The sequence below is a fragment of the Kineococcus anabasis genome (genome assembly GCF_054590795.1).
This window is the reverse complement of record NZ_BAAIHU010000007.1, coordinates 177175-195050: the sequence shown is the minus strand read 5'-3', so window position 1 is coordinate 195050 and position 17876 is coordinate 177175. Positions and strand designations below refer to the sequence as shown.

Annotated in this window: 18 protein-coding genes and 2 tRNA genes; 13 read left to right on the top strand and 7 right to left on the bottom strand. The window is 77.9% G+C overall.

Annotated elements, in window-relative coordinates; all coding sequences use genetic code 11:
* Nucleotides 1-39: 39 nt before the first annotated feature.
* Nucleotides 40-744 (bottom strand): Lsr2 family DNA-binding protein, encoded by a 705-nt coding sequence (locus ACYQBY_RS11690; protein ID WP_459644026.1) that lies wholly within the window; start codon nt 742-744, stop codon nt 40-42.
* A 548-nt stretch (nt 745-1292) separates the two neighbouring features.
* Here ACYQBY_RS11690 and ACYQBY_RS11685 point away from each other — a divergent pair.
* Genes ACYQBY_RS11685 through ACYQBY_RS11675 form a run of 3 tightly spaced genes read left to right on the top strand, consistent with a single transcriptional unit; the run spans nt 1293 to nt 4890 of the window.
* Nucleotides 1293-2801: an MmgE/PrpD family protein gene (locus tag ACYQBY_RS11685; protein ID WP_459644025.1), complete on the top strand. Its 1509-nt coding sequence runs from the start codon at nt 1293-1295 to the stop codon at nt 2799-2801.
* On the top strand, nt 2801-3763 hold the full coding sequence (prpB, locus tag ACYQBY_RS11680) for a methylisocitrate lyase (RefSeq protein ID WP_459644024.1): 963 nt from the start codon (nt 2801-2803) through the stop codon (nt 3761-3763). Before ACYQBY_RS11685 ends, prpB begins: the two co-directional genes overlap by 1 nt.
* Nucleotides 3760-4890 carry a bifunctional 2-methylcitrate synthase/citrate synthase gene (locus ACYQBY_RS11675; protein ID WP_459644023.1) on the top strand — a complete coding sequence of 377 codons (1131 nt, stop codon included), beginning with the start codon at nt 3760-3762 and terminating at the stop codon, nt 4888-4890. The genes prpB and ACYQBY_RS11675 overlap by 4 nt, the downstream gene beginning before the upstream one ends.
* Nucleotides 4891-4985: 95 nt before the next feature.
* Here ACYQBY_RS11675 and ACYQBY_RS11670 read toward each other — a convergent pair whose 3' ends face one another.
* From ACYQBY_RS11670 to ACYQBY_RS11655, 4 genes are all read right to left on the bottom strand, one after another.
* Nucleotides 4986-6059: a pectinesterase family protein gene (locus tag ACYQBY_RS11670; protein WP_459644022.1), complete on the bottom strand. Its 1074-nt coding sequence runs from the start codon at nt 6057-6059 to the stop codon at nt 4986-4988.
* On the bottom strand, nt 6056-6940 hold the full coding sequence (locus ACYQBY_RS11665; RefSeq protein ID WP_459644021.1) for a rhamnogalacturonan acetylesterase: 885 nt from the start codon (nt 6938-6940) through the stop codon (nt 6056-6058). The genes ACYQBY_RS11670 and ACYQBY_RS11665 overlap by 4 nt, the downstream gene beginning before the upstream one ends.
* A 345-nt stretch (nt 6941-7285) precedes the next feature.
* Nucleotides 7286-8020, bottom strand: a complete 735-nt coding sequence (locus tag ACYQBY_RS11660) for a hypothetical protein (protein ID WP_459644020.1) — start codon at nt 8018-8020, stop codon at nt 7286-7288.
* An 82-nt stretch (nt 8021-8102) separates the two neighbouring features.
* Nucleotides 8103-8909: a DUF2382 domain-containing protein gene (locus tag ACYQBY_RS11655; RefSeq protein WP_459644019.1), complete on the bottom strand. Its 807-nt coding sequence runs from the start codon at nt 8907-8909 to the stop codon at nt 8103-8105.
* Between the two features lie 357 nt (nt 8910-9266).
* Here ACYQBY_RS11655 and ACYQBY_RS11650 point away from each other — a divergent pair, with 357 nt between their 5' ends.
* Nucleotides 9267-9440 (top strand): CsbD family protein, encoded by a 174-nt coding sequence (locus ACYQBY_RS11650; protein WP_459644018.1) that lies wholly within the window; start codon nt 9267-9269, stop codon nt 9438-9440.
* Nucleotides 9441-9510: 70 nt separating this feature from the next.
* On the opposite strand, the gene ACYQBY_RS11645 is transcribed toward ACYQBY_RS11650, so the two are convergent.
* Nucleotides 9511-9583, bottom strand: a tRNA-Arg gene (locus ACYQBY_RS11645).
* A 177-nt stretch (nt 9584-9760) separates the two neighbouring features.
* Nucleotides 9761-9851: transfer RNA gene (locus tag ACYQBY_RS11640), tRNA-Ser, on the bottom strand.
* Nucleotides 9852-9946: 95 nt separating this feature from the next.
* On the opposite strand from ACYQBY_RS11640, the gene ACYQBY_RS11635 reads away from it, so the two are divergent.
* The 9 genes from ACYQBY_RS11635 to ACYQBY_RS11595 all read left to right on the top strand — a co-directional run bounded on the left by ACYQBY_RS11635 (nt 9947) and on the right by ACYQBY_RS11595 (nt 17874).
* The gene (locus ACYQBY_RS11635; RefSeq protein WP_459644017.1) at nt 9947-11875 is read left to right on the top strand and encodes a penicillin-binding transpeptidase domain-containing protein; all 1929 of its coding nucleotides are present in this window, start codon (nt 9947-9949) and stop codon (nt 11873-11875) included.
* Between the two features lie 363 nt (nt 11876-12238).
* Nucleotides 12239-13363 (top strand): septum site-determining protein Ssd, encoded by a 1125-nt coding sequence (gene ssd, locus ACYQBY_RS11630; RefSeq protein WP_459644016.1) that lies wholly within the window; start codon nt 12239-12241, stop codon nt 13361-13363.
* Nucleotides 13360-14622 carry a TadA family conjugal transfer-associated ATPase gene (locus ACYQBY_RS11625; RefSeq protein ID WP_459644015.1) on the top strand — a complete coding sequence of 421 codons (1263 nt, stop codon included), beginning with the start codon at nt 13360-13362 and terminating at the stop codon, nt 14620-14622. The genes ssd and ACYQBY_RS11625 overlap by 4 nt, the downstream gene beginning before the upstream one ends.
* Before the next feature lie 10 nt (nt 14623-14632).
* On the top strand, nt 14633-15412 hold the full coding sequence (locus ACYQBY_RS11620) for a type II secretion system F family protein (protein ID WP_459644014.1): 780 nt from the start codon (nt 14633-14635) through the stop codon (nt 15410-15412).
* Nucleotides 15409-16038, top strand: coding sequence for a type II secretion system F family protein (locus ACYQBY_RS11615; RefSeq protein WP_459644013.1), 630 nt, complete (start codon nt 15409-15411; stop codon nt 16036-16038). Before ACYQBY_RS11620 ends, ACYQBY_RS11615 begins: the two co-directional genes overlap by 4 nt.
* A gap of 55 nt (nt 16039-16093) precedes the next feature.
* Nucleotides 16094-16642: an MOSC domain-containing protein gene (locus ACYQBY_RS11610; protein ID WP_459644012.1), complete on the top strand. Its 549-nt coding sequence runs from the start codon at nt 16094-16096 to the stop codon at nt 16640-16642.
* Between the two features lie 124 nt (nt 16643-16766).
* Nucleotides 16767-17075 carry a DUF4244 domain-containing protein gene (locus ACYQBY_RS11605; protein ID WP_459644011.1) on the top strand — a complete coding sequence of 103 codons (309 nt, stop codon included), beginning with the start codon at nt 16767-16769 and terminating at the stop codon, nt 17073-17075.
* On the top strand, nt 17072-17497 hold the full coding sequence (locus ACYQBY_RS11600; RefSeq protein WP_459644010.1) for a TadE family type IV pilus minor pilin: 426 nt from the start codon (nt 17072-17074) through the stop codon (nt 17495-17497). The genes ACYQBY_RS11605 and ACYQBY_RS11600 overlap by 4 nt, the downstream gene beginning before the upstream one ends.
* Entirely contained in the window at nt 17494-17874 is a 381-nt protein-coding gene (locus ACYQBY_RS11595) for an Rv3654c family TadE-like protein (RefSeq protein ID WP_459644009.1), read from the top strand. The genes ACYQBY_RS11600 and ACYQBY_RS11595 overlap by 4 nt, the downstream gene beginning before the upstream one ends.
* Nucleotides 17875-17876: the final 2 nt, after the last annotated feature.

Genomic DNA, 17876 nt, shown 5'->3' with positions numbered 1-17876 from the left:
CGCCCCTCCCTGTGCGTCCCGGCGCCGCCGGGTGCCGCTTCAGCGGGTGGCCGCCTGGAACTGCTCGATGATGCTGGCCCCGATCGGGCCGCGGGGGGCCACGGTGATGCCGTTCTCCGCCGCCCACTGACGGACCGCACGGGCGTCCACGGCCGCCGGTGCGGCGGACTTCGCCGGCGCCTTGGCGGCCGGGGCGGACTTCGCGGCGGACTTCGCCGGTGCCTTGGCGGCGGACTTCGCGGGCGCCTTGGCGGCCGGGGCGGACTTCGCGGCCGGCGCCTCGGCGGCGGGCGCCTCGGGAGCGGCCTTGGCCGCGCTGCGCTTGGCGGCGCGCTTGGCGGGCTTCGCGGGCGCCTCGGCGGGCGCCTCCTCGGCGACCGCGGCGGCGGGGGCCTCGGCGGGCGCCTCCTCGGCGGGCGCGGGGGCCTGGGCCGGGGCGGCGGCCTTGCGGCGGCCGGAGGCGGACTTCGCGGCGGGCGCGGACTTCGCGGCGGGCGCGGACTTCGCGGCGGGCGCGGACTTCGCGGCGGGGGCCTGCTTGGGGGCGGTCAGGACCTCCTGCAGGTCGTCCCAGGTGACCGTGACCGGCGGGCGGGACGTGGAGGGGTTCCACTGCAGCCCGTTGCTGCTGATGGTGAGGACCCCGTAGCGACGGCCGTTGCGCTTGACCGGCACCTCCAGGTCGACGTTGCCGACGTTGAGTTCGGACGAGACCTTCAGCGCGACGTCGTGTGTGGTGGCCATGTTGACTCCGAGTTCGGGACGAGGCCTGGGGGCAGGCGGTGAGCGGCTCGGTTCCGGTGGTCCTGCGGGTTCTGCGGGGACTCTCCACCCGAAACCGGGGTTCCGGTCACATGCTAACGGCACCGGACGGAAATCGGGAATCGACCCGGGTATTTCCTGTTCCCCCGTCCCCGCTCACCACCCGTTTGATGTAGCCGGCGGTTCCCGGGGCGCTTCCCGCCGCTGTGTGCGGGCTGTTAACGGCACCCGTTCCGGCCCTATCCGACCGGAACGGGTGCCGTTAACAGCCCGCGAGAACCACCGCCGGGCGGCGCGCGGAACCCCGGCGGGGAACGGCGCGTTCGCAGAATGCACACCACCGGAAACGGCGGAGCGGGCGGTACCCCCGCGGGAGGCGGCACCCGCGGGGGCGGCCGTAGTCTGCGGAGCGGGCGCCGCGGGAGCGGAGCAGAACGCGCGCCCCGCCGCACCGGGCGCGAGAGGGACCCACACGAGGACGCACACGAGCACCGGGCGGCGACGGAGCCCTCGGTGCGGGAGGACCGCCGATGGAGCCGCACACCGTCCGCACGCACCGTTCCGCCGAGTCGCTGCCGAGGGAACGCCAGCTCGCCTGGCGCCTGGCCGCCGTGGCCACCGATCCCGTGGAGGTGGACGCCGACGTCGTGGAGATGCTCGGCAACCGCGTCATCGACAACGCCGCCGTGGCCGCCGCGTCCCTGGCGCGCCGGCCCGTCGTCTCCGCTCGCGCGCAGGCCCTCGCGCACCCGGCCCGCCCGGGCGGAACCGTGTTCGGGCTGCCCCCGGACCGGTGCGCCTCCCCGGAGTGGGCGGCGTGGGCCAACGGGGTCGCCGTGCGGGAACTCGACTTCCACGACACGTTCCTCGCGGCGGACTACTCCCACCCCGCCGACAACATCCCCCCCGTCCTCGCCGTGGCGCAGCACACCGGGCGCGGCGGGAGGGACCTCGTGCGCGGCCTGGCGACGGCGTACGAGGTGCAGATCGACCTCGTGCGCGGCATCTGCCTCCACGAGCACAAGATCGACCACATCGCCCACCTCGGCCCGTCCGCCGCCGCGGGGATCGGCACCCTCCTCGGGCTCGGCACCGAGGTCGTGTACCAGGCGATCGGGCAGGCGCTGCACACCACCACCACGACGCGGCAGTCCCGCAAGGGCGAGATCTCCTCCTGGAAGGCGTACGCACCGGCCTTCGCCGGGAAGACGGCCGTGGAGGCGGTGGACCGCGCGATGCGCGGGGAAACGTCGCCCGCCCCCGTCTACGAGGGCGAGGACGGCGTCATCGCCTGGCTGCTCTCCGGCCCCGGCCACGCCTACACCGTGCCGCTGCCGGCGCCCGGGGAACCCAAACGCGGGATCCTCGACTCCTACACCAAGGAGCACTCCGCGGAGTACCAGTCCCAGGCCCTCATCGACCTCGCCCGCCGGATGCGCGAACGGGTCCCCGACACCTCCCGGGTGGAGAGCGTCGTCATCCGCACGAGCCACCACACGCACCACGTCATCGGCACGGGTTCCGGCGACCCGCAGAAGATGGACCCCCGCGCGAGCAGGGAGACGCTGGACCACTCCGTCCCGTACATCTTCGCCGTCGCGCTGCAGGACGGCCGCTGGCACCACGTCGACTCCTACCTGCCCGAGCGGGCGCAGCGCCCGGACACCGTGGCCCTGTGGCAGCGCGTCCGCACCGAGGAGGACCCGGTCTGGACGCAGCGGTACCACGACCCGGACCCGGCGCGGCGGGCGTTCGGCGGGCACGTCACCCTCACCCTCGACGACGGCACCGTCCTGGAGGACGAGCTCGCCGTGGCCGACGCCCACCCCCAGGGCGCGCGCCCGTTCGCGCGGCCGCAGTACGTCGAGAAGTTCCGCACCCTCGCCGAGGGCGTCGTGGAGCCCGCCGAGCAGGACCGCTTCCTCGCCGCCGTGGAGGAACTGCCGGACCTGCCGCCGGGTCAGCTGCACCGGCTGACGTTCGAGGTGCCGCCCGCGCGGCTCGGGGACACCGCCGCGGCGGGCAGGGGGATCTTCTGATGCTCGGGTCGACCACCTCCGCCTCCGCCAAGCGCGCCGCGTTCCGCGCCGCCCTGGCCTCCGGGCGGCTGCTGCGCATGCCGGGGGCGTTCTCCCCGCTCGTCGCCCGCCTCGTCGAGGAGACCGGTTTCGACGGGGTGTACGTCTCCGGTGCCGTGCTGTCGGCCGACCTCGCGCTGCCGGACATCGGGCTCACCACGCTGACGGAGGTCACCACCCGGGGCGGGGCCATCGCGGGCGCGACGTCCCTGCCCTCCCTGCTCGACACCGACACCGGGTTCGGCGAGCCCCTCAACGCCGCCCGCACCGTGCGCGTCGCCGAGGACGCCGGGCTGTCCGGGATGCACCTGGAGGACCAGGTGAACCCCAAGCGCTGCGGCCACCTCGACGGCAAGCAGGTGGTGGACGTGCCCACGATGCTCGGGCGCCTGCGCGCGGCGGTGAGCGCCCGGCGCGACCCGGACTTCGTCGTCTGCGCGCGCACCGACGCCCGCGCCGTGGAGGGCCTGCGGGCGGCGATCGACCGGGCCAAGGCCTACGCCGACGCCGGCGCCGACATGATCTTCGCCGAGGCGCTGGCCGACGAGTCGGAGTTCGAGGCGTTCCGCGCCGCCGTGGACGTGCCGCTGCTGGCGAACATGACGGAGTTCGGGAAGTCGGAGCTGCTGAGCGCGGCGACGCTGGAGCGGCTCGGGTTCAACGTCGTCATCTACCCCGTCACCACCCTGCGCATCGCGATGGGGGCGGTGGAGGCGGGCCTGCGGACGCTGGCTGCCGAGGGCACCCAGGAGAGCCTCGTGCCCGCCATGCAGACCCGGGGGCGGCTCTACGAGCTCGTCGACTACGCCGGCTACGCGCAGTTCGACTCCGCCGTCCACGACTTCACCCTCACCGCCGCGCAGGGCGGGCGGGACGCGCGCAGCGCCCCGGGCACGCCGGACGGCGCGGAGGAGGAGCGGTGAGCGGCGCACAGGGCGGGCAGGAGGTCCACAGGGGCCTGGCGGGGGTGGTCGTGGACACCACGGCCGTCTCCGAGGTGGTCCCGGAGACGAACTCCCTGACCTACCGGGGCTACCCGGTGCAGGAACTGGCCACCTCCCGCCGCATGGAGGAGGTGGCGTACCTGCTGTGGCACGGCGAGCTCCCGGACGCCGCGGCCCTCGCGGAGCTGGAGGAGGCCGAACGCACGCAGCGGGCGCTGGAGCCGCCGGTGCGCGCCGCGCTGGAGGCGCTGCCGCCGACCTGCCACCCGATGGACGTCCTGCGCACCGCCGTCAGCGTCCTCGGCGCCCGCGACCCGCGCGCGGAGCGGCACGACGCCGACGCGGAGCTGGCCAAGGCGCTGTCCCTGTTCGCGCGGCTGCCGGCCGTCCTGGCGTGGGACGCGCGCCGCCGCCGCGGGCAGGAACCCGTCGAGCCGGACCCGGCGCTCGGCTACGCGGAGAACGTCCTGCACCTGTGCTTCGGCGAGGTCCCCGACGCCGGCTCCGTGCGCGCGTTCGAGACCTCCCTCGTGCTCTACGCCGAGCACTCCTTCAACGCCTCCACGTTCGCCGCACGGGTCGTCACCTCGACCCTCTCGGACCTGCACAGCGCGGTGACCGCCGCCGTCGGCGCGCTCAAGGGCCCCCTGCACGGCGGGGCGAACGAGGCCGTCATGCACGCGATGCTCGAGATCGGGGAGCCGGAGCGGGCCCGGGCGTGGCTGCACGAGCAGCTCGCCGCGGGTCGCAAGGTGATGGGGTTCGGCCACCGCGTCTACCGCAACGGCGACTCCCGGGTGCCGACCATGGAGGCGGCCTTCCGCGAGGTCGCCGCCGCACGGGACGGGCAGCGGTGGGTGGGCATCTACGAGGAGCTGGCGCGGGCGGTGCTGGAGGAGAAGGGCATCCACCCGAACCTCGACTTCCCCGCCGGGCCGACGTACCACCTGCTCGGCTTCGACACCCCCGTGTTCACGCCCCTGTTCGTGCTCAGCCGGGTGGCGGGGTGGACCGCGCACGTCGTGGAGCAGCGGCGCTCCAACGCCCTCATCCGGCCGCTCAGCAGCTACGTGGGGCCGTCCCAGCGCGGGGTGCCGCCCCGCTGACGCGGCGCACGCCGAGGGGCCCCGGCCGCAGTGGCCGGGGCCCCTCGCCTGCGGTGCCGGGTCGGCTCGCGCTGACGGAGCACGAGCGGGTGCCGTCAGGAACGCCCGTCCCAGTCGCCGAGCCACGCCCTGCGCGTGGCCGCGGCGGCCTCGGCGCCCGTCAGCTGCGGGCGCCCCGGGCCGGTGAGCGCACCCGGCCCGCGGTTCCCGGACTCCCGCAGCCGCGCCCCCTGCCAGGGGAAACCCGACATGTCCGACCAGCCCTGCGGGCCGAACGCGACGTCCAGCCACGTGTCGCGCACCACGGCCTCCGGGTGCAGCGACGCGTCGCGGCCGGCGTACCAGGGCCGCCCGAGGAAGAACGTCCCCTCCGGCGCGTCGCTCGTGATGCGGCTGTCCACGACGAGGAACCCGCGGCGCTGCGGCGGCGTGCTGGGCGCGAACACGTACCCGTTGAGCGTGCTGCTGCCCCGGGAGAGGGCGTGGAACGTGCAGTCCTCGAAGACCGCCGTCGCGCTGCCGAAGACGAAGTCCACGTCACCCTCGACGTAGACGTCCCGGAACAGCTGCCGGCCCGCGTCGTCGCCGCCGCCGTTGACGTAGAGGGTGTCCTGGTTTCCCAGGAACCGGGCGCCGTCCACGCGGATGCGGTCGCCCTGCGCCTTCAGCGCCACCGCCTGCCGGCTGGTGATCTCCGGGTGGGCCTTCTCGTCGAAGGTGTTGGCGATGGTGAGGTTCGCGATCCGCATGCCGTCGGCGTGGGTCGTCACCGTGGCGCTGCCGGTGGTGCCGTACGTGCCGCCGCCGGGCTTCGGCGTGCCGGAGGCGTTGTCGAACTCGACGACGACGTCCTCGGCGCGCTTCCCGGCGCCGCGCAGCTCGACACCGGCGGCGGTCGCGGGAACGGTGACGACCTCGCGGTAGGTGCCCGGGCGCACCAGGATGGTCGTGGTCCGGGCGTCGGCGGGCAGCGCGTCCACCGCCGCCTGCACGGTGCGGAACCGCCCCGAGCCGTCGGCGGCGACCACGAGGACGTCCCGGTGCGCGGGAGCGGCCGCGGCCGGCAGCGCGGAGCCGGTGACCGCCGCGGCGAGCACCGCGGCCGCCAGGGCGCGGCGGGACAGGACGGCGCGGTGGGACGGCGTGCTGCGGGGGCTGTCGGGGCTCACGGGAGGACCTCCGGGGGTGCTGTCTCGGCCGGGCGCTCCGCCGGCCACGTCGGGGCGTCCTCCGCGATGCCGCGGCGGTGCGGGTTCACGACGGTGCCCGGCGGCGCGATCCGCTGCCGGTCCAGTTCCGAGGCGACGAGTCGGGCGACCTCGATGGCGCCCGCGGCGCGGAAGTGGGTGTTGTCCACCACCCCCGCCGGGTGGCCCGGGAACTCGCCCGGCGCGAGGTGCAGGAAGGCCGAGGTGGTGCCCACGGGGCCCAGGGAGTTCCACAGCCCCAGGCTCAGCGCGGTGAGGTCCACCAGGGCGATCCCCTCGCGTGCCGCCAGCGCCCGCGCGGCGGCGGGGTGGTCGCCGTGGGACTCGCGGGCGCGCCCGTCCGGGCCGAAGCGGCGCCGCTCGACGGGGGTGACGACGACCGGCACCCCGCCGCGCGCGCGAGCCCCGTCGGCGAAGCGGGCCAGGTTCTCCTGGTACGCGCCCCGCGGGTCCGCGAAGCGTGCGGGGTCCTCCCGCTTGGCGTCGTTGTGCCCGAAGGAGACGAGCACGAGGTCGCCCGCACGCACCTCCGCGAGCACCCGGGCCAGGCGGCCGGAGTCGGCGAAGCTCTTCGTGCTCGCCCCGGACCAGGCGTGGTTGCGGACGGCGACCACCGGGGGCAGGAACACCTCCAGGGCCTGGCCCCACCCGGCACGCGGTGCCTCCCGGGCCGCGTACGTGGCGGCGGTGGAGTCCCCCGAGACCAGGATCGCCGGGTGGTGCCGGCTGCGGCCGGGTGCGGAACCCGGGGTGGGGGAGCCGGCCGCGGCGGGCCGCGCGCCCAGGGCGAGGGCGGCCGCGGCGGGCAGCAGGGACAGGGCGGTTCTGCGGGACGTCGTCATCGGGCCTCCGGGAATGGCGGGCGGCCGGCCGTGGTGCTGCGCGGGCACGGCCGGGTCGCGAGGGGTCCGGGGGAGGGAGGGCGTCGCTGCCGGTCCACCCCGGAACGGGTCCGGACTGCCACGGCGCCGTGGCACATCCCGTTGGAAACCGGTTACCGGCCCTCACGGTGTCAGCGGCGCGGAGGAGTGTCAAGAGGCGGCGGACCCGGCCGTCCCCGTGCGCGGACCCGGACGTGCAGGAGGCCCCGGGCACGCCCGGGGCCTCCTGTCCCGCCGTTCACGGCGGGTGTGGTGCTGCGCGGCGGCCGGCGCCGCCGTGCCCGTCAGCGGCCGGGGCCGCCGTGCTCAGCGGCCGAGACCGGCCTTGTCGACCCTGCGGTGGAACCGCATGCCCGTCAGGCCGCCCAGCACCGCGCCGGCCAGCGCCGTGAGCGCGGCGAGCACCGCGGTGATGATGGCGGCGGTGGAGAAGTCCTGCCCGCTGATGGGCAGGGCGGGGAAGCCGCCGATGCGGCCGAGGATGTCGAAGCGGGCTCCGGCCAGGGCCGTGAGGATCGCGACGACGACGGCGATCACGACCGCCCACAGCCACACCGCCACCCCCTGCTTGGCGCCGTTGAAGCGCGCCATGCGGCCGGCGACGTACCCACCGGCAAGGTAGGCCACGAACAGCACGACCAGCAGCGCCACCGCGCCGGCGACGCCGACGGTCCCGGCGTTGCTGCTCGCCTGCCCCGCGGCGTCGGAGGCGTCGGTGTTCGTGGCGGCCCCGACCGCGGCACCCGCCCCGGTGAGCAGCGCGGTGAGGAGCACGGCGGTCCCCGTGGCGGTGAGCCACCCGAAGAACGCCGAGCCGATCTTGACGCCGCCGAACTGCTCCTTCTCCCGGTTCACCACCGAGACCCGGTCCAGCCCCAGGCCACCCATGGAGGTGGCGCCGGACCGGTGCACGCTCGGGCCGGGGTCCGCGCTGGTGCCCGTCGTCGCCCCCGCGTGCGCACCCGTGGGGGAACCGGCGCCCCGGTCGTTGTCGGCCCCCGGTCGCTCACCGGGGACGTGCGATCCGCTGGCAGTGCTCATGACAGGTCCTTCACGTTTCGGAGGAGGAGGTGGCTGTCGGGTCCGCCGGGGCGGGCCCGGAACCCGGTCCGGTCCGCTGGTGTCAGCGCCCGGTGCCGGGGACGTCCGTGTCGAGCTCGACACGCTCCTTGCGGACCTCGTCCGTCACCGTCTGCTGCTCGGTGACCTCCTGGGTCCCGAGGCGCACGCGCTCGACCGGCACGGTCTCCTTGCGGGCCACGGCCTCCTCCTCGTGCACGACGACCTCGTGCTCCTCCTCGGTGAGGTCCCCACCGGTGAGGGCCGCGCCGCGGTTGGCGTCGGTGATGGGCTCGCGCTGCACCACGACCTCCTCGCGCGTCACGGGGACGGTCTCGGAGACGCGCTCGCTGACGATGTGCTTGCGCAGGCGGGCGCGGCCGGCCTCCCGCTGCACGGTGCCGACGTGGACGCGCTCCTCGGACAGGGTCATCGCGTCGTCCGTGTCCGGCCCGGAGGTGTCGTGGCCCGCACCCCGGACACCGGAGGTGGTGCCGGTCGTCGTGGTGGTCGTGCCCGTCGTGGTGCCCGCGGTCCCGTGCGTGCTCCCGGAGGAGAGGCCGTAGTACTCGTACAGGCGCTCCTCCTCCTGCGGGGTCAGCTCCGCGTCGGTCTCGGTGCGGGGGGCGTCCTTGACCTGGGCCTTGGAGTAGGGCACGCGGATCTCGGTGCCGGAGATCCGGGCGGCGTCGAGCGGCACGAACGTCTCGGAGGTGCCGAACAGGCCCGTCTTCACGGTCACCCAGCTCGGCTCGCCCGTGGCGTCGTCGAGGTAGACGGTGCCCACGCTGCCGATCTTGTCGCCGTCGGACTCGTAGACCGTGGCGTCGTAGAGGGCGGCCACGTCGGTGCGGGAGGTGTTCTCGGTCATCGTCGCTCCTGGGGAATCGGGTCACGGTGTCGGCCGGGCCGCGGCTCGCGGGCGGTGCGCCCGCGGCGTGCCGCGGCAGGCGGGTCCGGGGCCCTCGGAAGGCGGCCCCGGACGGGGTTCTCGTCGAACGCTGGACCTGTGTCTACTCCGTAGACAGAGGGGCTGCGACCTGAGATCCGTCCACCCCGCTGATACCCGCAGGCCCCGTCCGCACACGTGCCGGTTCGGCGGCGGGGGAACGCGGGTCCGTCCGTCGCCCCGGTCCGGTGCGCCGGGTGCTCCCGGCACGCTTACCCGGCCCGGGGCGGGGTATGGGACCTGTGACAGCCGACGTCCGACCCCGGGAGGAGAACCACCATGGGCATCGCAGACAAGGCCCAGAACGCCGCGGAGAAGGCTGCGGGCAAGGCCAAGGAGGCCGCCGGCAGCGCCACGGGCGACGAGCGCCTCGAGGCCGAGGGCCGCACCGACCAGGGCGCCGCCTCCGTGAAGCAGGCCGGCGAGAACGTCAAGGACGTCTTCAAGAGCTGAGCGCACCGGTCGCACACGCAGAAGGCCCCCGAGCATGCTCGGGGGCCTTCTGCGTCGCTGTCTCAACGAGTGCGCCCGAAGGGATTCGAACCCCTAACCTTCTGATCCGTAGTCAGATGCTCTATCCGTTGAGCTACGGGCGCAGGCGCCTCGCGTGGAGCGCGGCGGCCGGGGACAACTGTAGCGAACCGTCGGCGATGGTCCTAATCGCCCGGCCGGCGGCGCCGGGGCGCCCGGTCCGGCCACGCGGTGGGCACCGGGCCCCGCCCACACCGTGAAGGCCCCGTCCCGGGAGCACCGGGACGGGGCCTTCACGAACGCGGAGGTGGCGGGATTTGAACCCGCGAGGGGGTTGTAGCCCCCAACCCGCTTAGCAGGCGGGCGCCATAGACCGGACTAGGCGACACCTCCGCCGGAAAGGCTAGCAGCCGCCCCGGCGCCCGGGACGACCCGGCCGCCTCGCAGCACGGGCGGGACCCCCGGCCGCCCGTGCCAGGATCGCCCGCGTGAGCGAGCAGCCCTCCGCCTCCCCCCGCCGGCTCCCCCGCAGGACGGCCATCGCCTGCGGGGGGATCGTCCTCGCGGGCGCCGGGACGGCGGCGTTCCTGCTGCGCCCGGAGGACCCCGGACCCGCCCGCCGCGCCGCCGAGGCCCTCGCCACGGGCTGGAGCGCGGGGCGCTGGGCGGACGTCCCCTGGACCGCGGGCGCCACCGCCGCCACCGTCGGCGAGCAGTACACCGCGCTGACCGGCGGCCTGGCCCGCGCCGGGATCACCGGTCCCGAGGTCACCCTCGCCGCCCTCGACACCAGCACGATCGGCGACGACCGGGTCCGGGCCACCTACGACGTCGCCTGGCAGGCCGGCGCGCAGCGGTGGGCCTACCGCAGCACCGCCGTCCTGCTGCGCGTCGCCGAGCGGTGGGGCGTGCGCTGGGAGCCGTCCGTGGTCCACCCCGACCTCACCGGGGGCGCCACCCTCGCCGCCACCCGCGAGCAGCCGCCCCGCGCGGACGTCCTCGGCCGCGACGGCACCCCCCTCGTCGTGCCCACCCAGGTCGTCGACGTGGGCGTGCAGCCCTCCCGCACCACCGACCCCACCGCCACGGCCGCCGCCGTCGCCGGGGTGCTCGACGTCGACGCCGCCCGGCTGGCCCAGCGCGTCCGCGAGGCGGGGCCCGACGCGTTCGTCGACGTCATCACCCTGCGCCGGACCGACTTCGACGCCCTGCAGGAGCGGCTCCGGCCCGTCCCCGGGGTGGTCTTCCGGGCGGGGGAGCGCCCCCTGGCCCCCACCCGCGCCTTCGCCCGCGCGCTGCTCGGCGGCGTGGGGGAGGCCACGGCCGAGATGATCGAGGAGAGCCCCGGCCGCCTCGTCCCCGGCGACCGCGCCGGGTCGTCCGGGGTCCAGCGCCGCTACGACGAGCGGCTCGCGGGCACCCCGGCGATCACGGTGCGGCTGCAGGGCGGCCCCGGCGCCGCGGACCGCGCCCTCCTGGAGGTACCCGCCCGGCCCGGGCAGCCGCTCACCCTCAGCCTCGACGCCCGCGTGCAGAACGCCGCCGACGAGGTCCTGGCCACCGTCGGCCCGCCGTCCGCGCTCGTCGCCGTCGACGTGCCCACCGGCGACGTGCTCGCCGTCGCCAACGGCCCCGCCACCGGCGGCGACCGCGCGCTGACGGGCCGCTTCCCGCCCGGGTCGACGTTCAAGGTCGTCACCACGCTCGCCCTGCTGGAGAAGGGCCTGACACCCGGTGAGCCCGTCGCCTGCCCGCCCACGGCCACCGTCGAGGGACGCACCTTCCGCAACTTCGAGGGCGAGGCGTTCGGCGAGGTGACGTTCCGCGCCGACTTCGCGCAGTCCTGCAACACCGCGTTCGTCGCCCTCGCCCCCCGCCTCGCCGCCGACGACCTGACGCGCGCCGCCGCCCGGCTCGGCATCGGCGCGGGGTGGGACACCGGCGTCGACGCCTACAGCGGGGACGTGCCCGCCACCACCTCGCCCGTCGACCACGCCGCCGCCGGCTTCGGGCAGGGCCGCACCCTCGTCAGCCCCCTCGCGCTGGCCGTCGCCGCCGCCTCCGTCGCCCGCGGCACCACCGCCACCCCGCGCATCGTCCTGGACCCCCCGCCGGCCGGGACGCCCGCGGCCGCACCCGCCCCGGACCCCACCGCGGTGGGCACCCTGCGCGAGCTCATGCGCGCCGTCGTCACCGAGGGCACCGCCCAGGTGCTGCGCGAGTGCCCCGGCGGGGACGTGTACGCCAAGACCGGGACGGCCGAGCACGGTGAGCGGCGCCCGCCCGAGACGCACGCGTGGCTCGTGGGGTGGCAGGGCACCACGGCGTTCGCCGTGTTCGTCGAGGAGGGGCGCAGTGGCGGCACCGTGGCAGCCCCCGTCGCCAGGGCCTTCCTGGAGCGGCTCGCGGCCGGGTGAGCGGGGCACCCGGGGGCCGTGGAAGACCTTGCGCCACATGGCGTGCGGAACCTCACGCGGCGCACAGGCTTTCACGGGCGCGAGGAATTGCCATGAGTGCCCCGTAGGGGTGAAGATATCTGCTGTAGGCCCTGTGGGCTACACCGCGGAACCGGCTCATCCCCCCCGAGCCGGACCGTAGACGGCCCCCGCTCCCCCCCAGCGGGGGCCGTTCCCATTCCCGCCCCCGAGGGCGTCCCCCCGCCCGACCGTCCACAGCGCCCCGTTCCCCGGCCCGTCTCCACAGCCGGCCCGCGGCCGGCGCCGCACGCCCCTCCCGCGCAGCACGGTGGTCCCCCACCCACCGCCGCCGAGGAGGACCCCGTGCCCCCCGAACCCCCCGAGCACCCCGGCCCGTTCCCCGCGGTGCGGCTGAGCACCTCCGACGAGGAGCTCGCCGCGGCCGTCCAGCGCATCGCCGCCGCCGCCGGCTGCGCCCTGCCCGAGCGCCCGGCGACGGCCACCGGCAGGCCCGCCCGCCCGGAGGGTCCCCCCGGCGGTCCCGCCGGCCCCGCCCTGCACCTCGTCGGCGCCGACGCGCTGCCCGCCGTGCGCCCCTCCGCCGGTGCCGACGTCGTCGTCCTCGCCCTCGCCCCCGCGCCGGACGACCTGTGGCAGCGCGCCGTCGACGCCGGCGCCTCCCACGTCGCCGTCCTGCCCGAGGCGGAACCCTGGCTCCTGGAACGGCTCGCCGACGTCGCCGACGCGCGGGGCAGCTGCGGCGCGGTCGTCGGCGTCGTCGGCGGCTGCGGGGGAGCCGGGGCCAGCGTCCTGGCCACCGCCCTGGCCACCACCACCGCCGCGCGCGGCACCCCCACCCTCCTCGTCGACGCCGACCCCCTCGGCGGCGGGCTCGACCTGCTCCTCGGCGCCGAGGACGTGCCCGGTCTGCGCTGGCCGGACCTGCTGCGGGTGCGCGGCAGGCTGCGCGCCGACGTCCTGCACGCCGTGGTGCCCGCCGCGCAGGACCTGCACCTGCTCTCCTGGGGCCGCGAGGCCAGCCACCCCCTGCCCGCCGACGCCCTCGACTCCGTGCTCTCCGCCGCGCGCCGCGCCCACGAGCTGACCGTCGTGGACGTCCCCTGCCGCCTGGACCCGGCGGCCCTGGCCGCGCTCGCCGCGTGCGACCAGGTGCTGCTCGTCGTGCCCGCCCGGGTGCGCGCCGCGGCGGCCGCGCGCCGGGTCGCCGACGTCCTCGCCGGCCACGTCGGCGACCTGCGCCTCGTGGTCCGCGGCCCCGCCCCCACCGGCCTGGACGCCGACGCCCTCGTCGACGCCGTCGGGCTGCCGCTCGCCGGGCACCTCGGCGCCGAGAAGGACCTCGACGCGGCCCTCGACCGCGGCGAGGGCGTCCCGGTGCGCCGGCGCAGCCCGCTGCTGGCGTGGTGCGAGGAGTGGCACGAGGAGCTCACCGCCGCCCGGGCCCTGGCCGGGACGGCGCGGAGGTGAGCGGCCCCGCCCTGCCCGCGGCCCCCCGGCGCCCGGCCGGCCCGCCGCTGCCCGCCGGGCTCACCGCCCGGGTGCGCGCCCGCCTCGCCGACGGCGGGGCCGTCCTGTCCCCGCAGCAGGTCGCCGCCGCCGTGCAGGCCGAGGGCGTCGTCCTGGGCGCCGCCTCCCTGCTGCGGCTCGTGGACGACCTGCGCGCCGACCTCGTCGGCCTCGGGCCGCTGGACGCGGTGCTCCGCGCCCCCGGCACCACCGACGTGCTCGTCAACGGCGGCGGTGCGGTGTGGCGCGACGGCGGCGCAGGCCTCGAGCGGGTCGACGTCGCCCTGGGCGGTGAGGAGGACGTGCGGGCGCTCGCCGTGCGCCTGGCCGCCAGCGCCGGGCGCAGGCTCGACGACGCCAGCCCGTGCGTCGACGGCCGCCTGCCCGACGGCACCCGGCTGCACGCGGTGCTGCCGCCCGTGGCGCCCGACGGCACGCACCTGTCGCTGCGGGTGCCGGCCGCCACCCGCTTCGGCCTGGACGACCTCACCGCGGCCGGTGCGGTCCCGCCCTCCTGGGCGCCCGTGCTGCGGGCGGTGGTGCGCCGCCGGCTGTCGTTCCTCGTCTCCGGGGGCACCGGGGCGGGCAAGACCACCGTGCTGGAGGCGCTCCTCGGGCTGGTCGACCCCGCCGAGCGCATCGTGCTCGTCGAGGACGCCGGAGAGCTGGCGCCCGCCCACCCGCACGTCGTCCGGCTGGAGGCCCGCCGCCCCAACGTGGAGGGGCGCGGTGAGGTGCCGCTGGAGGTGCTCGTCCGGCAGGCGCTGCGGATGCGGCCCGACCGCCTCGTCGTGGGCGAGTGCCGCGGCCCGGAGGTGCGCGACCTGCTGGCGGCGCTGAACACCGGCCACGCCGGCGGGGCCGGGACCGTGCACGCCAACACCGCCGCCGACGTCGTCGCGCGCGTGCAGGCCCTGGGCGCCCTCGCCGGGCTCGCCCCCGCGGCCGTCGACGCGCAGTTCGCCGCGGCCGTGGACGTCGTCCTGCACGTGGACCGGTCCGGGACGGGAGCCGGCCGCCGCCTCGCGGAGGTGGCGGTCGTGGACCGCGACCCGGACGGGCGCCCGCGCGTCGTGACCGCCCTGCGCCGGGAGAGCCCTGGGAGCCGGAGCGGGAGCGGCGGCACCGGGCCGGGCTGGGCGCTGCTCGCCGCCCGCGCGGGCCTGCGCGACCTCCCCGGCGTCCCGGCAGGCGTCCCCGCAGGTGGAGGACGCGCGTGAGGAGGCCGTGGTGAGCCCGGGCGCCGGTGCGCTGCTGGTCGCCGTGGTCTGCGCCGCGGCGGTGCTGGCCCTCCCCGCCCCGGTCGCGGACCGGCGCCTGCGGAGCCTGACCCGCCGGCAGGCCCGCCCGGGAGCACCCCGCTCCCCGCGCAGCCTGCCCGGCGCCCGTGCCACCGGCCCGGTGGCACGGGCAGTGGAGCGGGTGCGGGCCGCCCTGCGCGCCGGGCACGCCCCGGACGCGGACCTGCTGCTGGCCGCCGGGCTGGCCGAGCGGCTGGCCGCCCTCCTGCGGGCGGGGATCGCGCCCGTCGCGGCCTGGCGCCACGCCGCGGGGGCCTGCGGCCTGCCCACGGAGGTGGCGCAGGCCCTCGCCGCCGCCGTCGGCCGCGGGGAGGACGTCGGGCCCGTCCTGCGCCGCGCGGGTGCGCGGGGCACCGGGCCGGTGGCGGCCTCCTGGATGCTCGCCCAGCGCTGCGGGGCGCCGGCGGCGGACGTCCTGGCCCGCTGCGGCACCGCGCTGCGGGAGACCGCGGACGCCCGCGCCGCGGTCCGCTCCGCGCTCGCCGGACCGCAGGCCAGCGCCCGGGTGGTGTCCGCGCTGCCCCTGCTGGGCCTGCTGCTCGGGGCGGCCCTGGGGGCGTCGCCGTGGACGGTGCTGCTGGGGACGTGGCCCGGCCGGGCGTGCGCGGTGGCCGGCGTGGCGCTGGCCCTGGCCGCCCGCTCCTGGTCCGGGCACCTCGTGCGGCAGGCCGGCGCCGCGGGGACGGCGCGCGCGCCGGTGCGCCCGTGAGCGCCGGCACGCCCGGTGCGGTGCTCCTCGTCGGCCTGCTCGTGCTGGCGGCCTGCCTCCTGGGGGCGGCCCCGTCCCCGGCCACCCGGCTGTCCGCCCGCCCGCGACGCCGCGCCCGCCGGCCCCGGCGCGGCCGCACCGGCGGGAGGGGTCCCCGTGCCCACACCCCGCCCGCCCTGGACCTGCCGCTGCTGCTGGACCTCGTCGCCGCCGCCAGCAGGTCCGGTGCCCCCGCCCCCGACGCCCTGGACGCGGTGCTCGGCGCCCTCCCCGAGCAGGCGGCGCAGGGTTCCTGCCCCTCCCTGGCGGCGCTGCGCCGGGTCCACGCCCGCCTCGCGCTCGGGGCGCCGGCCGAGGCCGCCTGGGCGGACGTCCCCGCGGAGCTGGAGCCGCTGCGCGGGCCGGTGCTGCTGTCGGCCGCGACGGGCGCGCCCGCCGCGGACCTGCTGGAGGCGGCCGCCGCCCAGGCCCGCCGCGACGGCCGCCGGGCGGCCGAGGTGGCCGCCGCCCGCCTCGGCGCGCTCCTCGTGCTGCCCCTGGGCCTGTGCACCCTCCCGGCGTTCGTGCTGCTGGGGGTCGTGCCGGTGCTGCTGTCGCTGGCGGGGGACGTGCTGCCGGGGAGCTGAGGCCGTCCGGGAAACCGACCGGCGCACGCCACCGGGAACGGGGCAGACTCCACCCGTGAGCACCTCCGGAACCGTCGTCGCCGTCGGCCGCGACGGCGAGCACCGCTTCGGCAAGCCCACGACCGACCGCGTCACCCTGCTCGCCGGGCTCGGTGTGGAGGGTGACGCGCACGCCGGCGTCACCGTCCAGCACCGCTCCCGGGTGGCCCGGGACCCGGGCGCGCCGAACCTGCGCCAGGTCCACCTCCTGCACGCCGAGCTGCACGAGGAGCTGCGGGAGCAGGGCTTCGACGTCCGGCCCGGCGAGCTCGGCGAGAACGTCACCGTGCGCGGCCTCGACCTGCTGGGCCTGCCCCGCGGCACGGTCCTGCGGCTAGGGCCCGACGCCGAGGTCGAGGTCACCGGGCTGCGCAACCCCTGCCGGCAGATCGACGCCTACCAGCAGGGGGTGCTGGGAGCGGTCCTGGACCGCGACGCGTCCGGCCGCCTCGTGCGCAAGGCGGGGGTCATGGGGATCGTCCGCCGCGGCGGGGTCGTGGAGCCGGGCGACCCGGTGGTCGTGGTCCTGCCCGACGGGCCCCACGAGGCGCTCGAGCCCGTCTGAGCCGCACCGCCCGCGGCGTCCGGGTGCGCGCGGCGTCCACAGCCGCGCTCCGGCCCGGTCCGTCCCCAGCCACCGCCGGCGCGGGCCCGGCGGGGGCCGGGCGCGGGCAGGGTCGCAGCGGGCCGTGAGCGCGGCCCGCGCACCGGCCGCGACGCCGGCGGAGGACACCGTGGACCAGAGCCCGCACCAGAGCCCGCACCAGAGCCCGCACCAGAGCCCGCACCAGAGCCCGGACCACACCCCGGACGGGCGGGGCGCCCCCGTGGCGCGGGTGGAGATGTCCGCGCGCGACGCGGGGATGGCGACCGCCGAGTACGCCATCGCGACCCTCGCCGCCTGCGGGTTCGCCGGGATCCTCGTGGCCCTGCTGAAGAGCGACGAGGTCCGCAGGCTGCTGCTGGGTGTCGTGCGGTCGGCGCTGTCGCTGGCGTGAGGAGCCGTCCCGCCCGCCGGCCCGCAGGGGACGCGGGCGGCGCCACCGCCGAGCTGGCGGTGGCGCTGCCCGCCGTCGTCCTGGTCCTGGCGGTGGTGCTCGGGGCCGGGCGCGTCGCCGTCGCGCAGCTGCAGTGCACCGACGCCGCCCGGGCCGGGGCGCGGGTGGCGGCGCGCGGTGAGGCCGCGGGGGTCGTGCGCGCCGCGGCCGGGGCGCTGGCCCCCGCCGGGGCGCGGATCACCGTCTCCGGTGGGGGCGCGGGGGTGCTGGTCCGGGTCGAGGCCGACGTGGAGGTGGCCGGCACGGGCGCCCGGCTGACCGTGCGCGGGCAGGGCACCGCGGCGGTCGAGACCCACCCCGTCCCGAACCCCGCCCTCGGCACGGCCCCGCGCCCCGGCCCGGCGCCCGGGGCCGGGCCGTGAGGCGCCGGTGCCGCGACGCGGGCGGTGCGACGGTCCTGGTGCTGGCCGTCGTGCTGGTCGTGGTGCTCCTCGCGGGCACCGTCGCGGCCCTCGGCTCCGCCGCGGCGGCCCGGCACCGCGCGGAGGCCGCCGCCGACCTCGCCGCCCTCGCCGCCGCCGACGTCGTCCTCGGCCGCGCCGCCGACGCCGGTGGGGCGTGCGGGCGGGCCGGGCGGGTCGCCACGGCGCACGGGGCGCTCCTCACCTCGTGCGCCGTGGCCCCCGACGGCTCCGTCACCGTGGAGGTGCGGTGCACCCCGGGCGGGGCACCGGCGCTGCTGGGCCCGGCGAGCGCGAGCGCGCGCGCCGGGCCGGGGACGGTCGCGCCGGGGAGCTGACG

Coding starts and splice junctions, on each gene's coding strand:
- ACYQBY_RS11690 (WP_459644026.1), bottom strand. CDS start 744: ATGGCCACCACACACGACGTCGCGCTGAAGGTCTCGTCCGAACTCAAC.
- ACYQBY_RS11685 (WP_459644025.1), top strand. CDS start 1,293: ATGGAGCCGCACACCGTCCGCACGCACCGTTCCGCCGAGTCGCTGCCG.
- prpB (WP_459644024.1), top strand. CDS start 2,801: ATGCTCGGGTCGACCACCTCCGCCTCCGCCAAGCGCGCCGCGTTCCGC.
- ACYQBY_RS11665 (WP_459644021.1), bottom strand. CDS start 6,940: ATGACGACGTCCCGCAGAACCGCCCTGTCCCTGCTGCCCGCCGCGGCC.
- ACYQBY_RS11660 (WP_459644020.1), bottom strand. CDS start 8,020: ATGAGCACTGCCAGCGGATCGCACGTCCCCGGTGAGCGACCGGGGGCC.
- ACYQBY_RS11655 (WP_459644019.1), bottom strand. CDS start 8,909: ATGACCGAGAACACCTCCCGCACCGACGTGGCCGCCCTCTACGACGCC.
- ACYQBY_RS11650 (WP_459644018.1), top strand. CDS start 9,267: ATGGGCATCGCAGACAAGGCCCAGAACGCCGCGGAGAAGGCTGCGGGC.